The 14,328-nt window shown below is 37.8% G+C and carries 16 protein-coding genes; all 16 read left to right on the top strand.

Features of this window, described 5'->3' with window-relative positions; all coding sequences use genetic code 11:
- Positions 1-5 precede the first annotated feature (5 nt).
- The 16 genes from BOD01S_RS04590 to BOD01S_RS04515 all read left to right on the top strand — a co-directional run bounded on the left by BOD01S_RS04590 (position 6) and on the right by BOD01S_RS04515 (position 14,312).
- On the top strand, positions 6-1,037 hold the full coding sequence (locus BOD01S_RS04590) for a DEAD/DEAH box helicase (RefSeq protein WP_322787990.1): 1,032 nt from the start codon (positions 6-8) through the stop codon (positions 1,035-1,037).
- Positions 1,030-1,623: a ComF family protein gene (locus tag BOD01S_RS04585; protein WP_036155629.1), complete on the top strand. Its 594-nt coding sequence runs from the start codon at positions 1,030-1,032 to the stop codon at positions 1,621-1,623. The genes BOD01S_RS04590 and BOD01S_RS04585 overlap by 8 nt, the downstream gene beginning before the upstream one ends.
- Before the next feature lie 104 nt (positions 1,624-1,727).
- On the top strand, positions 1,728-2,144 hold the full coding sequence (locus BOD01S_RS04580; RefSeq protein WP_036155631.1) for a TIGR03826 family flagellar region protein: 417 nt from the start codon (positions 1,728-1,730) through the stop codon (positions 2,142-2,144).
- Positions 2,145-2,739: 595 nt separating this feature from the next.
- Positions 2,740-3,003, top strand: a complete 264-nt coding sequence (flgM, locus tag BOD01S_RS04575) for a flagellar biosynthesis anti-sigma factor FlgM (protein ID WP_233153096.1) — start codon at positions 2,740-2,742, stop codon at positions 3,001-3,003.
- Positions 3,004-3,061: 58 nt separating this feature from the next.
- Complete coding sequence (locus BOD01S_RS04570; protein ID WP_036155634.1) at positions 3,062-3,568, top strand: flagellar protein FlgN; 507 nt, start codon at positions 3,062-3,064, stop codon at positions 3,566-3,568.
- Positions 3,569-3,701: 133 nt separating this feature from the next.
- A complete protein-coding gene (gene flgK, locus BOD01S_RS04565; RefSeq protein WP_036155636.1) occupies positions 3,702-5,252 on the top strand; it encodes a flagellar hook-associated protein FlgK in 1,551 nt (516 codons plus the stop codon).
- Positions 5,253-5,296: 44 nt separating this feature from the next.
- Complete coding sequence (flgL, locus tag BOD01S_RS04560) at positions 5,297-6,220, top strand: flagellar hook-associated protein FlgL (RefSeq protein ID WP_036155638.1); 924 nt, start codon at positions 5,297-5,299, stop codon at positions 6,218-6,220.
- A 60-nt stretch (positions 6,221-6,280) separates the two neighbouring features.
- Entirely contained in the window at positions 6,281-6,847 is a 567-nt protein-coding gene (locus BOD01S_RS04555; RefSeq protein ID WP_036155641.1) for a DUF6470 family protein, read from the top strand.
- A gap of 13 nt (positions 6,848-6,860) precedes the next feature.
- Positions 6,861-7,304, top strand: a complete 444-nt coding sequence (gene fliW / locus BOD01S_RS04550; RefSeq protein ID WP_036155644.1) for a flagellar assembly protein FliW — start codon at positions 6,861-6,863, stop codon at positions 7,302-7,304.
- Positions 7,304-7,519 (top strand): carbon storage regulator CsrA, encoded by a 216-nt coding sequence (csrA, locus tag BOD01S_RS04545; protein WP_036155646.1) that lies wholly within the window; start codon positions 7,304-7,306, stop codon positions 7,517-7,519. The genes fliW and csrA overlap by 1 nt, the downstream gene beginning before the upstream one ends.
- A gap of 224 nt (positions 7,520-7,743) precedes the next feature.
- Entirely contained in the window at positions 7,744-8,553 is an 810-nt protein-coding gene (locus BOD01S_RS04540) for a flagellin N-terminal helical domain-containing protein (RefSeq protein ID WP_036155647.1), read from the top strand.
- A 977-nt stretch (positions 8,554-9,530) separates the two neighbouring features.
- Positions 9,531-11,213 (top strand): motility associated factor glycosyltransferase family protein, encoded by a 1,683-nt coding sequence (locus tag BOD01S_RS04535; RefSeq protein ID WP_036155649.1) that lies wholly within the window; start codon positions 9,531-9,533, stop codon positions 11,211-11,213.
- A gap of 1 nt (position 11,214) precedes the next feature.
- Positions 11,215-11,544 (top strand): hypothetical protein, encoded by a 330-nt coding sequence (locus BOD01S_RS04530; RefSeq protein ID WP_036155651.1) that lies wholly within the window; start codon positions 11,215-11,217, stop codon positions 11,542-11,544.
- Positions 11,545-11,795: 251 nt separating this feature from the next.
- On the top strand, positions 11,796-12,767 hold the full coding sequence (gene pseB, locus BOD01S_RS04525) for a UDP-N-acetylglucosamine 4,6-dehydratase (inverting) (protein ID WP_174523061.1): 972 nt from the start codon (positions 11,796-11,798) through the stop codon (positions 12,765-12,767).
- Positions 12,764-13,807 carry a UDP-2,4-diacetamido-2,4,6-trideoxy-beta-L-altropyranose hydrolase gene (gene pseG, locus BOD01S_RS04520; RefSeq protein ID WP_036155652.1) on the top strand — a complete coding sequence of 348 codons (1,044 nt, stop codon included), beginning with the start codon at positions 12,764-12,766 and terminating at the stop codon, positions 13,805-13,807. Before pseB ends, pseG begins: the two co-directional genes overlap by 4 nt.
- 1 nt (position 13,808) lies before the next feature.
- Complete coding sequence (locus BOD01S_RS04515) at positions 13,809-14,312, top strand: GNAT family N-acetyltransferase (RefSeq protein WP_052124891.1); 504 nt, start codon at positions 13,809-13,811, stop codon at positions 14,310-14,312.
- Positions 14,313-14,328: the final 16 nt, after the last annotated feature.

The raw sequence follows: 14,328 nt of genomic DNA, 5'->3' as shown, positions 1-14,328 counted from the left end.
GCCTTGTGTGGAAAAGCCGGTTCACTCCACTTCAGGAGAAAGTATCTATAGAGCTGACAGAGAGCATCAAGCAGGGGCGCAGCCATCTCGTTAGCGCGGTATGCGGGGCAGGAAAAACCGAGATCTTGTTTACAGCTATCCACGATGCATTAAACGAGAAAAAGCGTGTATGTGTAGCTACCCCAAGAACTGATGTAGTGCTTGAGCTTGCACCACGCTTTGCGGAAGTATTCCCACAGACGACTGTGCAGGCGCTTTACGGTGGTGCCCCGCAAAGCTGTATGTATGCCCCACTTATCATAGCTACCACCCACCAACTATACCGATTTGAGCAGGCGTTTGACATCATGATTGTAGACGAAGCAGATGCCTTTCCATATACGTATGATGCCTCTTTGCAGCAAGCTGTCCAAAAGGCGAAAAAAGAGCAGGCACCGATTGCCTTTGTGACCGCAACGCCAACATCTGAGCTGCTGGAGCTGAAAAAGACCGGCGGCTATTCCTTTATTCCGAGCCGCTATCACGGCCACCCTTTACCTGTCCCGCGCTTTAGCAGCCTGTGGGGATATGACAAGTCAATAAAGAAAAAACGTATTCCGAAAAAGCTAAAAGAGTGGACGGAAAAAAGAATAGCAGAAAACGAGCCGTTTCTTATATTCTTTCCAACTATTGAATTGATGCAGCAGGCGATTCCATTGTTTCGGCAGCTAGATTCTAAAATTGAAGCTGTCCATGCGGAGGATTCCGATCGGAAAGAAAAGGTCCTGCATTTACGGAACAGAGAAATAAAGGGGCTGCTTACTACGACAATTTTGGAGCGCGGAATTACGATCAAAAATGTCCAAGTCGCTGTAGTCGGAGCAGAGAGCAAGATCTTTACAGCAAGTGCCCTTATTCAAATTAGCGGACGTGTCGGCAGGAATAAGGATTTTCCGGCAGGGGATATTGTCTTTTTTCATCACGGCATGACAGTGGAGATGGACATGGCCCAAGAGGAAATCAAAAGGTTGAACAAGGAGGGATTCCCTAGTGCTTAAAGAGGTACATAATTGTCTTCTATGCCAAAAACCCCTCCAGACACAGGTGTCATGGCTCACATTTTTTGAACGTTTTCCTCCGATTATTTGTGCAGACTGCGAGGGAAAATTTGAGTTGTCGGCCGATACGGATCCTGATCACCGTTCTCTTTATCAATATAATGAACCAATGAAAGATTTTTTGCACCGCTATAAGTTTTTGTATGATGTCGTACTTGCTAAAGTATTTCAACGGAAGCTGCATGATCTGCTGAAGAATGAAAAGAGGATTATCGTGGCGGTGCCGATGCATCCGGAAAAACTGCTTGAGCGGACATTTTCACCGGTAGAAGAATTACTAAATGCTGCAAAAATTTCTTACACACCTTTACTTGAAAAAACAACGACCGATACACAAAGTAAGAAGACACGCGAAGAGCGGCTGAATACACCCCAGCTTTTTCGTACAGCAGGTGAGGTAAAGGCTGCCCACTACGTTGTGTTTGATGATATTTATACGACCGGGACAACGATTGAGCACGCAAAAAGAGCGCTTCTTGAGGCAGGTGCGAAATCTGTAGCTTCCGTTACGCTGATCAGAGGATAGAAGTGTGTCTGAAAAACAATAATTGGGAAAAGATGCTCGTTTCCTATATGGAATCATGTATACTAAAGCTAATTTGGTAGAACGGAATAGATGGAGGGATTATCATGGCTGAATTACGAAATTGCCCGATGTGCGGGGCGTTTTTCAACTATACAGGGCTGCGCGAAGTATGTCACAATTGCGCGCAAAAAGAAGAGGATCTATATCAGATCGTATATCGTTTTTTACGCAAACGTGAAAACCGAGCAGCAACGGTTGATCGGATTGAAGAAGCGACAGGGGTGGAACGTGAACTGCTCTATAAATGGGTGAGAAAAGGAAGGCTGCATCCGGCCATGTTCCCAAATTTAGGTTACCCATGTGATAACTGCGGACGCCTGACAAACAAAGGTAAGCTCTGTGAAAAATGTACTGAAGAGATTAAATCTGGGTTGCGTACATTTGAAGCGGCGAAGGAATTCCGCGAAAGTATCATCCAGCAGGATCGTGCCACGTATCATGCAGAACGGAATAAAAAATAGAATACCGGTTTCTAGTAGGATTATAAATGGAGCCGTAAAAAAGATACCCCCTGTTTTGTACAGGTGGTATTTTTTATAAGTCATAGTACGGGAAACAGATAATTTACTCCGGGCCTGCGCCACATGGAGAGATAAAAGCGAGGTTATCTGCAGGATAACCGATGTCCGGTACGCCTGTTAAGATGCGTTCTAAAGAAAAGAGTACTTTCCCCTGAGCATTTTCCATGCAGCTGGGCAGAAAAGGTGAGAATGAGGAAGGGGAAAGTTACAATAGAAGAGAAAGCATATATAGGTTGGTAGATGCCCTGAGCAAATATAAGGGGATTCAACAACGGGAAAAAAGGAAAATACACAGTAGAGCGGATAGTTAAAAATATTCAGGCGCCATTTTAGTAAACCTTTTTAAAATAGGGACGATACAAATTATAGGTTTTATGGTCTAAAAATATGGCGGAAAATGATGGAATACATGAAAAATGGTCTGGTTTGGCATGGCGTTTACTAGTCGCTCTGTAGGTTTTTTCGTTAATTTATTAACTTTTGTTATGCAGAACCGAAATAAAACATAACTGAAAAGCGAAAGAGGGAGGGATGCATGATGAAAATCAATGGCATCGGTTTAAATAATGTAAATCCATACAATCAAACAAAACGCACGGCTCAGACGAATAAGGCAGGCCAATCGTTTGCCGATAAATTAGAAATTTCATCTGCCGCAAAGGAAATGAAGGTCGCAACGGAATATACGGATGCCCGTGCCGAGCGTGTTCAAAAGCTAAAGGCACAAATCCAGTCCGGCGAATACAAGGTCGATGCAAAAAAAGTGGCAGCAGACATGCTGAAGTATTATCGCTTTTAACGAGCAGCGCGTTACCCGCACGATAAAAGGCTAATTTACAAAAGAAGGAGTTGCCAACATGTCAGTGAGCAACATCATCTCGATTTTAGAGAAACTGGAAAAAATGCATAAAAGTTTACTGGAATTGGCGAACAAGAAAACAGAGCTCATCAAGGCAAATGACATGGAGCAAATCGATGACATGCTGAAAATGGAACAGGCACATGTAGCTGCAATCGACAAACTTGAGCAACAGCGTCAGGTGATGGTAACGGATTACCTACAGGCAAAAGGAATTGCCTTCACTGACATACCGACTGTCGCACAGGTGATTGATACAGCTGATGGACCTGAAAGAGAAGTACTGCAGGAAGTACGGGGGCGCCTTGTTACACTGCTGGCTGATTTAAAAAGACAAAATGACCTGAACCAGAAACTTGTCTTCCAATCGCTGCAGTTTGTTAACCTGACATTGGACATGATGCGTCCACAGCAACAGCAAGGAAGCACTTTTAACTACTCAGGTGCAGAAATACGCGGGGAGTCAAAAGTCGGAAAGAAATCCTACTACGATTCGCAAGCATAACGGTGCATGCTGTATGCGCCGTTTTATTTCGGCATAAAGGTGTTCTAGACCTGATTTTTCTAGGAATAAAGCAGTACAAACGTTCATGATCAAACACTTCCCGCGCTAGGCGGGTTACATAGGAGGAACAAATATGCGTTCAACTTTTATGGGGCTGGAAACGAGTAAGCGCGGCCTTTTCACACAGCAGTCCGCACTTTATACAACGGGTCATAATATTTCAAATGCGAATACGCTCGGCTACTCACGCCAAAGAGTCAATATGCAGGCGACAACAGGCTATCCGATGGCGGGACTGAATTCACCGACATATCCGGGACATCTTGGCACAGGTGTTGAAACTGGCTCTATCCAGCGTATCCGCGATCAATTTATTGATCGTCAGTATCGTCAAGAGACAAATAAATTAGGCTACTGGGAATCAGCAGCAAAATCAATTAATCAAATGGAAGATATCATGTCTGAGCCATCTGAGTTTGGGATTAATCAGGCATTTACAGACTTTTGGAAATCGATGGAGGATGTTGTCAGTAATCCGAAGGACACAGCCGGCCGTCAGGTGTTAATTTCAAAAGGAGAGGGACTTGCCGAGTCTTTCAACTATATGGATACACAATTGAAGCTGATCCAGGGGAACATTGGAAACGAAATTAATGTTTCTACTGAAAAAGTAAATTCTATCCTGAAGCAAATCGCGGCGATCAATAAGCAAATTCAGGCTGTAGAGCCAAATGGATATGTACCGAATGATTTATACGATGCGCGTGATGTATTAGTCGATGAGCTGAACGAATATATTCCTGTCTCCATTTCGATGGTAAAGTCGGGAGGCAATGTGAATGATATAGCAGAAGGAACTATGACAATTAAGTTCAAACCGGCAAATGGTGGAGATGAAATTACCCTTGTTGAGGGGAAAAACTTTGCTAAATTAGCAACGGTTGATACAAATGGGGCACCGGTTGATGGTGATGTGGATGACCAAGCAACAAACGGCTATGCCGAGTTTGGCGCCATTAACGTATCAGAACCAGGTGACCCGCCGGCAGATGCTGTAGGAAATGCAGCTGGGACAATTGAGTATGCCGGTTTGGAAACTGGAAAAGGAAAGTTACTAGCTCTTATTGATGCATATGGACATAGCGGCGGTCAGGGCACTTATCCTGAGATGCTGAAAAAATTAGATGCATTAGTTGCTGACTTTGTTACAGCTTTTAATGAGCAACATACAAAAGGATTTGACTCAGAAAAAAATGCAGGAGTAGACTTCTTCACTGGCACTACAGCGCGGGACATAAAAGTGGTCATTTCCGACCCGAAAAAAGTCGCTGCATCCGGCGTAGCCGGCGAGGAAGGAAACAATGATAATATTCGCCTTTTAGCAGCATTACAATCTGGCACTCGGCCAAATCTCCAAAATGCTACATTCCAGACATACTATAAATCCCTTGTAGGGCAATTAGGTGTGAAGGGACAAGAGGCCATCACCAATGCATATAACTCTGGAACCCTTCATTTGCAAATTGCGAATAGCCGTGCCTCACAGAGCTCGGTTTCGTTAGATGAGGAAATGACAAATTTAATTACATTCCAGCAGGCGTATAATGCGAACGCACGGATGATTACAGTAGTGGACGAAACGCTGGAAAAAATCATTAACGGTATGGGCCGAGTAGGATTATAGTGGATAACCAGCAAGAATGAAAGACTAGGTAAGGGGGGAACTCTATGCGCGTTACACAATCTATGCTGTCAAGTAACATGCTGCGAAACTTAAATACAAGCTACGGTAAAATGTCGAAATATCAGGATATGCTTAATTCAGGAAGTATTATTTCACGCCCATCTGATGATCCTGTTGTTGCAGTAAAAGGAATGGGCTACCGTGTTGATTTAGATAAAAATGAGCAATATACGCGTAATATTCGGGAAGCACACACATGGCTGGATACAACAGACGAAGCCTTAGGGCAGGTCGGTGAAGCCATGAAACGTGTAAAGGAATTGATTGTTCAGGCGGCCAATGATACAAACACAACAGAAGACCGTCAAAAAATTAATGCAGAAATCTCACAAATTAAAGAACAGCTGCGTGATATTGCCAATACGAAGGTTGGAGAAAACTATATTTTCTCCGGTACTCATACGAATCAGCCGCTGTATACGGATCAAACAGGTCCTCAAAATCCATTAGTTACGGAAGATGGGGGAAAAAGACCGATTGAAATTAATGTATTTGACGGTATTTCAATGAAATTGAATACACAAGGTAATGAGTTTTTTAACGATGTTGATGAGTTTATGAAACATGTAGAAACCGTACTTCAAAGTGATGCAACAAGTGAAGAAATCAGTAGTGCGCTAGGTCTTGAGGTAACAAGCGGGGGAGGGAATATCCCAGCGCTTGACGGTTTGTATGAAAATGGCCTAACATTACGTGCTGAAGTTGGGGCACGCCAAAATCGTGTGGATATGATGGAAAACCGCTTAGATATTCAAAATGTTAATGTAACAAAGCAAATGTCCCAAAATGAAGATACGGACTATGCAAAAACGATTACTGATATGGTGACGCAGGAATCGATTCATCAGGCGGCACTTTCAGTAGGGGCAAAAATTATTCAGCAAACATTAGTTGATTTTATTAGATAAGAGGAAATAGCGTTTGGACTTGCTCCAAGCGCTTTTCTTAAATAAAGGGAGGGAACACGGATGCGAATCCCGCAAATACAAATTACAACAACGGATATTCAAATGGATTTGAATATTACAAAGCCGCGCCAAATCATTAAACAGCCAATGGCTACTCAAACAATAGAGCAGCCGGCTGCCATTTTGGATATTAAAACAACAAGAGGTAAACTTAAAATAGATTCATCACAAGCAAGAAGGGATCTAGGTATGATAGGCCCTCTTGAATCCGTAGAAAACTATGCAAAGGCTGGCCATCAAAAAATGCTCGAAGGAATTTCGCGCAGAGTAAGTGAAGGAAATCAAATGATGAAAGAGTCGGGAAAAGGACAGGGAAGAGCAGTCATTCAACAGATTGCTGTCCAAAATCATGGACCTAAGCGCCCGGGTCCATATAATATTAAATTTGTTCCATCAATCGGCTCCGTAAAAATCGATTATATGCCCGGTAAAACAGACATTTCGATTACACCACAAAAACCAAAAATAAACGCTCAAGTGAACAAGCCGATTCATGACTATACACCGGGTGATGTAACGGGTACAATGCTGGTAAGACCTGATGTAGAAATCGATGTCCTCGGCTAAAAGGAGAGAAATCATGCTGATCAATACAAAATTTTTAGGAGAAGTAGAAATTAAGGAATCAGAAATCCTTACATTTGAATACGGACTGCCTGGATTTCCTGATTACCATAAATTTATTTTACTGGCGCTTGATGCAGAGTTGCCATTGGTGTTACTGCAATCAACAGAAGAAGCGTCCCTAGGGTTTGTTGTAGCATTCCCATTTGCATTCAAGCAGGACTATGTATTTGAGCTGAGTGAAGAGGATAAAGAGGATCTGCAAATAGAAAAAGAGGAAGATGTGTTGACATATTCCATCATGACATTAAAAGAAAGCTTTAAAGATTCCACTATCAATTTAATGGCACCCGTATTAATAAATATAAATAAAAAGGTAGGGAAGCAGATTGTGCTGCAAGACAGTAAGGCATATCCTCTTCGCTTCCCAATACAAGCCGCAATAGGAAGTGCAGAATAATGTTAGTACTATCACGGAAAAAGACAGAATCCATTATGATTGGCGACCATATTGAAGTAAAGGTCCTATCAATCGAGGGCGACCAGGTGAAACTTGGCATCGTTGCGCCAAAATCGGTGAAGGTCCATCGCTCAGAAGTATTCGAAGCAATCCAGGAGCAGAATAAGGAAGCATTGAATGTTTCAGCGGAGTTTCTAAAGACCTTAAAAAAATAGAGTTGTGTAGTCAGTCGTTCCTTGAAGTAGTTTACAGGGGGCGGCTTTTTAATACGGGTATGTAGTAAATATGGAGTGAAAGAAAAAATATAAAAAAATATAGAAAAAACTATTAAACAATAAAAACAAGTTACGATATATAAAGTGTAAGGCAGAGGAAAACTTTGCTAAGCTTTCCCACAAGGACGTGGGTCATAAATAACCAATTCAAGGAGGAATTCCCAATGAGAATTCAACACAACATTTCAGCTTTAAACACACACCGTAACCTTACTTTCAACAACACTCAAGCTTCTAAAAACCTTGAGAAATTATCTTCAGGTTACAAAGTAAACCGTGCTGGCGATGACGCTGCTGGTTTAGCAATCTCTGAAAAAATGCGCGGACAAATCCGTGGTCTTGACATGGCTACTAAAAATGCTCAAGACTCAATCTCTTTAATCCAAACTGCTGAGGGTGCACTTAATGAAACGCATGCTATCCTACAACGTATGCGTGAATTAGCAGTACAATCTGCAAATGATACAAACGTTACAGCAGACCGTACAGCACTTAACAAAGAAGTTACTGCATTAAAATCAGAAATCGATCGTATTGCTAAAAATACAGAGTTCAATACTCAAAAATTATTAGATGGTACTTTCACAGGCAAAAAATTCCACATTGGTGCAAATGATGGTCAATCAATTACATTGAAAATCAGTACAATGGATACTAAAGGTTTAAAAATTACTGGATCAATTGATACTCAAACTAAGGCTGACAAAGCAATTAAAAACTTTAACGATGCTTTAGAATCAGTTTCTTCACAACGTTCTGATTTAGGGGCAGTTCAAAACCGTTTAGAGCACACTATCAACAACTTAGGTGCAACATCTGAAAACTTAACTGCTGCAGAATCACGTATTCGTGACACTGATATGGCTAAAGAGATGATGGGCTTCACTAAGAACAACATCTTAATGCAAGCAGCACAATCTATGTTAGCGCAAGCAAACCAACAACCACAAGGCGTACTTCAATTATTACAATAATTCTTTAATATTTAGTACGAACTAAAAAGCTTGAACGAAATTTCGTTCAAGCTTCAGAGTGTCGACAGATTCCCCCGAGAGTTCCACCTTTCGGGGGCTTTGTCATTTAAAACGTAATTGAATTTAAATTCTTCTTGAAGTTTGTGTGTAAATCATCTCTCCAAGAAACTTCCATTCTCTATTAAGTAGCTTGCCGTATTCGAGTGGTAAGTTTTTTCAAATTTCATGTAACAAAAATAAGACTCGCCTGCATGTACAATTTTTAGAACTCGTATGGTACCCAACAGTACCACAATTCCCCTTTACATCAGCAATATACCTCAATTTTTTCTTTATGCTTCCCATGATTTTTTATTTTATGTATATTATGAATAAGAAAGGATAGCTCATATAAACCGTTTATTGGGATTTGATTATTGATATCCTTCTTTTGCTGTCGTTGTGTAACCTAATAGCTAGTTATTCGAACAGCTATAGGCTTTGGGATACTCATCATACAAATTCCCCTTGCTTGCAGAAGAAGCACTCCTTTGTTTTAGGACGAGTATAGGGCGGCAATGCAACTAACATGTGATTTGATTTTCTAGTAAGAAATTTGTGTAATCGTACGAGTTCTATAAGCAGCATCTGCTGTCATAGCAAAGGGTTTCTTAATATGTCTGATAACATTTTAAACTAATGACCGAAGTAGAAGATTATCGTGTACATTCCCAACAATAATAAATACACTTAATACAATCGTGTTTCATCTCTTACTATATATTGTAAAACAGAAAATGGAGATAGTCTTAAACTTCTCTGGATTTATTTAAAGACTAAAGTTTGAATGGTATCTCACTCGAGTTTTCTAATTAAAATTTAAAAAAACAGTTTTAAACCGATATAAACAAAGGAATAAAATTATTGGAAAACTAAATAATTTAATAAGTCTTTCTTAAAAGGAAAGTCTTTATTAAGTGAAGTAAGGAGAAAATTTTATGGAGGATTTGGAAGTAATCTATTTAGAAACAAAAAATGGAAAACCTAATGCTAAAGTGAATGGGTATTTTTTGCATAGTAATTATAATCCAGAAGCTGAGGCTGATAAATACATAGAAAATAATTATAAAGAGGGTTATCTAAATATCCTTTTTGGGTATGGATTGGGATATATAGCTAATTCTATTACAAAAAGGTATGAAGAAACTGAGACTTTAGTTTATGACCCTTTGCATCATTATTTAAATATTGAAAACAAAGATAACATCCTTGGCGTCTTTTCTAATTTTAAAGACTTCAGCAAACATTGTGAAAATTATATTGCTGACTTTGATCGTAAAGTTAACATCTTAATTTCGCCTAATTACGATAAGATTTTCGAAAGGGAGTATAAGGAATTACTTGATTTTATTCATCATATTCAAATTGAAGATATTGTGAATGAAAATACGATTAGATTTTTTGGTGATTTATGGCAAGAGAACTACATTATGAATTTATACTATGTTCATAAAGATCAAAGTTTAAAAGAGCTTTACAACAAATATGATTGTCCAGTAATCCTAGCTTCGGGAGGCCCTTCATTAACTAAACAGTTGCCTTTATTAAAAAAAATAAAAGATAAATGTTTGATAATAAGTGCCGGATCAACAATTAACTCCTTATTGGCAGCTGATATAATTCCTGATTATGTAGTAACCATGGATGGTGGGGAAAGTAACTATTTACACTTTAAAAATATAAATAATTATGATTTCGATTTAATTTATGGCTTGGGAAATGCATGGAGAATCGAGAGAGACTTTAAAGGAAATCGCTATAGTTTTTGTTTTTATGGAGAAGATAGTATACAGAAGCGAATTAAAGAAGGTCTAGGTAAAGAAATTCCAATGCTATCAACTGGTGGTACAGTTGCTATAACGGCGTTAGAAATAGCAAGTAAAATTAGTACAGGCCCTATTGCAATCATTGGACAGGATTTAGCTTATACAAACAATAAATCCCATGCCGAGAATAATAATCATTATAGTGAGTTGAATGATGAATTTTTCAAGAAAGATATGGCCTTTGAAGTAGAAGGATACTACGGAGAACCTGTAAAAACGAATCACCAATTTAGTAGTATGAGAAAAGGTTTAGAGAAATTATATCAAATCTTAAAAAATGATCATATAATCTATAATTGTACTGAAGGTGGCGTAAAGATTAATGGTATACCACAATTAGATTTCGCAGCATTTTGTAAAGATTATATTTATCATACAAATGATATCTCGAAGCTGAAATCTAGTAATGCTGTTAATGATGTTGCGATGTATAAAGAATTTATGAGTCAAGAAATAGAAGTCTATTTAAAAATAAAAAAATTATTAATTGAAGCAGTTCATTTATTGAAAGGCGAAAGATATAATACCATGTTTTCGATTAATACATTAAAAAAACTAGATAAAATTGATTCTAAATTGAAAGAATACTACCCACAAGTTATTATGGAAAGAATCATTGATCCCATTACTATGGATGTAATGAGGATGAACATAGATAATAAAAAAATAGAGGCAAAAGAAAAATTTAAACAGATTCACAAACAAAATATGTATCTTTATGAAAATATTTTAGAGGCAACTGAAAAATCTTTAAAATATACAAGAATGGCATTAGAAGAATTCGGGGGTTATTAAATTGGATAAATTAGAGATTGTAAATGAGTATTATAAATATATATCTAAAATACCAACAGGCTTGCAATATATTTCTGATAATTTAAGAACAGACAATGTCCCATTAGCTCTAGACGAAATATTAAATTTTTCAGAGGGACTATCTTGGATAACCAAAGTTGAACATATATTAATCGAGCAAGGCGTTAATACGCATTTAAACAAGCAACAATTAGATAATTTTTTAAATCTAATTAATGAAGGTTTAGAAAAACAGGATTTTGTCCTAGTAGCTGATATTTTTGAATATGAGATATTACCATATTTCGAACAATTCTTAGCTCAAGACTAATATTCTTTATAGAGAGTAGTCAATAAGAACACTTTTTGAATTTATGTTAAAATTCAAAAAGTGTTTTTTCGATTTCTGCTATTTAAAAGTATTTTTGATGCAGGTAAAATAGTGTGGAGAACATACGGTAAAAGTAAAAGAGGAAAAGAAAACGAAGTAATATCATCTAAAATATTATGTTTTTCCTATGTAGAAATACATTGAAATTAACCGATATAATATTTATATGATGTTACAGATAAGGGGATATTATGAGTATTTTAAAAGATAAAGTGGTATTAGTAACAGGTGGTACAGGCTCTTTTGGTAAAAAATTTATCGGAAAAGCACTTACACTAGGTGTGAAAAAAATTATTGTTTTCAGTCGTGATGAACTGAAGCAGTATGAAATGAAGCAAGAGTTTAATGATGAAAGAATTCGCTTTTTTATTGGGGATGTTCGTGACAAAGAGCGTTTATATAGAGCATTTGATGGGGTAGATATCGTAATTCATGCTGCAGCAATGAAGCATGTTGATTCATGTGAATATAACCCTTTCGAAGCAGTAAAAACTAATATACATGGAGCTCAAAATATTATCGAGGCTGCTATTGACCGTGGTGTTGAAAAAGTAATTGCACTTTCGACAGATAAGGCATGTAGTCCAGTAAATTTATATGGCGCGACAAAATTGGCATCTGATAAATTATTCGTCGCTGCGAATGCTTATGTCGGGGAAAAGAAAACGCGTTTTGCTGTAGTAAGGTATGGAAACGTGGTAGGTAGCCGTGGCAGTGTTGTTCCATTCTTCAAAAAGATTAAGTATACAGGCCGCGTGCCCATTACAGATGAACGTATGACACGTTTTTGGATTACGTTAGAGCAAGGTGTTCAGTTTGTACTTGATAATTTAGAGCGTATGCGGGGTGGGGAAATTTTTGTTCCTAAAATTCCAAGTATGAATATTATGGATTTAGCCAAAGCAATTGCTCCTGAATGTAAGTTTGAAATTGTAGGCATTCGGCCTGGCGAAAAACTACATGAGGCAATGATTATGGAAGATGATGCACGCCACACATTAGAATTTGACGATTACTATGTTATTCAACCAGAGCTTGCTTGGTGGTCTCAAGAGCAATTAAAAGAGGGGAAAGCCTTGCCAGAGGGGTTTGCTTATACAAGTGAAAATAATACAGAGTGGCTTACAGTAGAGCAACTAATTGAAATGGTAGAAAGAGTGTGAATGAAGTATTAGTTTTTTTTAGAGTGGATGCCTCACTAAAGATTGGGTTGGGACATGTAATGAGATGTCTCACCTTATCAGAAGAGTTACAAAGAAGAGGGGTAAAGGTAATATTTATTAGTGCTGCGTTAGAAGGCAATATAATACAATTAATAAATGATAGAGGAATAGAGGTTCACCCTGTTGTTAGCAATACTTTAAAAGTTGACTATGAACAAACTAAAAATGTGCTTAATAATTATACTAGTAAATATAAGGTTTTAATAATTGATAGTTACATTCATGATGTTGAATGGGAGACATTAATTAAAAGGCATGCAGATCTTTTGATTAGTATTGATGATAATCCAAGATTTCACAATGTAGATATTTTAATAGATAATAATTATAAAGCAGAAATGATTACTTTTTATAAAGAGTACATGCTAGAGACGAAGAAACTATTAGGCAGCCCTTATGTATTAGTACGCTCAGAGTTTATAGACTATAGAAAAAAGGATATTGAGCAGGACTTGGTAGTTCATATTTTCTTTGGAGGAGCAGATTACAAAAATTATACCTACCTGTACAGTGACAAGATTCTTCGATATATAAAAAAAATTAAGGTTCATGCAGTAGTTAGTAACACTTTTTCTTATGAAGAAACCTTAAGAAAACTTAAAAGTCAATATGGGAGCAGGTTTGAATACAGTATTTCACCTAAAAATATGGCCAAAGTGATGGAGAACTGTAGGATTGCGCTGGGTGCTCCGGGAACGACAACTTGGGAGCGTCTGGCTATTGGCCTGCCATGTGCGTATTTAGCTACAAATAGTAATCAGATTCCTATCCTTCGAGAAATCCAAAATAATAAGTTAGGCATCTATTTAGGCGAAGCTACTAAAGAGACGCCTTTAGAACAGGTTCAGAATTTCATGCAGTTTATAAAAAATAAAGATTTACAAATTGAAATAGCGGAAAATGGAAAAAAACTTATTGATGGAAAAGGTAGCAAACGTATTACGGATTTCATTATTAATACATTGCAAGGGAGAAAGTAATATGAATGAAGTGAGCATTAGAAAACAAGAACCTAGTCAATATAAAAACACTATAAACTGGTTGAACAATGAAAAAATTCAACGAAGCTTCGGTCTTACAAGAGAGGTTAATTTAGTAGAGCATATTAATTGGCTTGGTAAACATCCTAATATTGAGTTTTTAAGTATACTACACAATGATTACCATGTCGGCAATATTGTATTAGATTTTAATGAACGTCATGACTCTGTATTTTTACAGATTTATATTGGAGATACTAGCTGTCGGGGTAAAGGGATTGGCGCAAACGCTATGAATATAGCATTAGATTATATTTTTGTGGAAAAACAAAAGCATCGGGTGCACTTAAAGGTCTTTGAAGATAACTTTCCAGCAATTAAATTATATGAAAAATTAGGATTTATTAAGGAAGGTATTGAAAGAGATTCTCATAAAATGGATGGTGTTTTTCGTAATCAGCTACTGTACTCAATGTTAAGCAAAGAATGGAAGGGAATACATTAGTATGAAATGTGCCATT

This window comes from Lysinibacillus odysseyi 34hs-1 = NBRC 100172, assembly GCF_001591965.1.
Lineage (GTDB): Bacteria > Bacillota > Bacilli > Bacillales_A > Planococcaceae > Lysinibacillus_B > Lysinibacillus_B odysseyi.
This window is presented reverse-complemented; position numbering and strand designations above follow the sequence as displayed.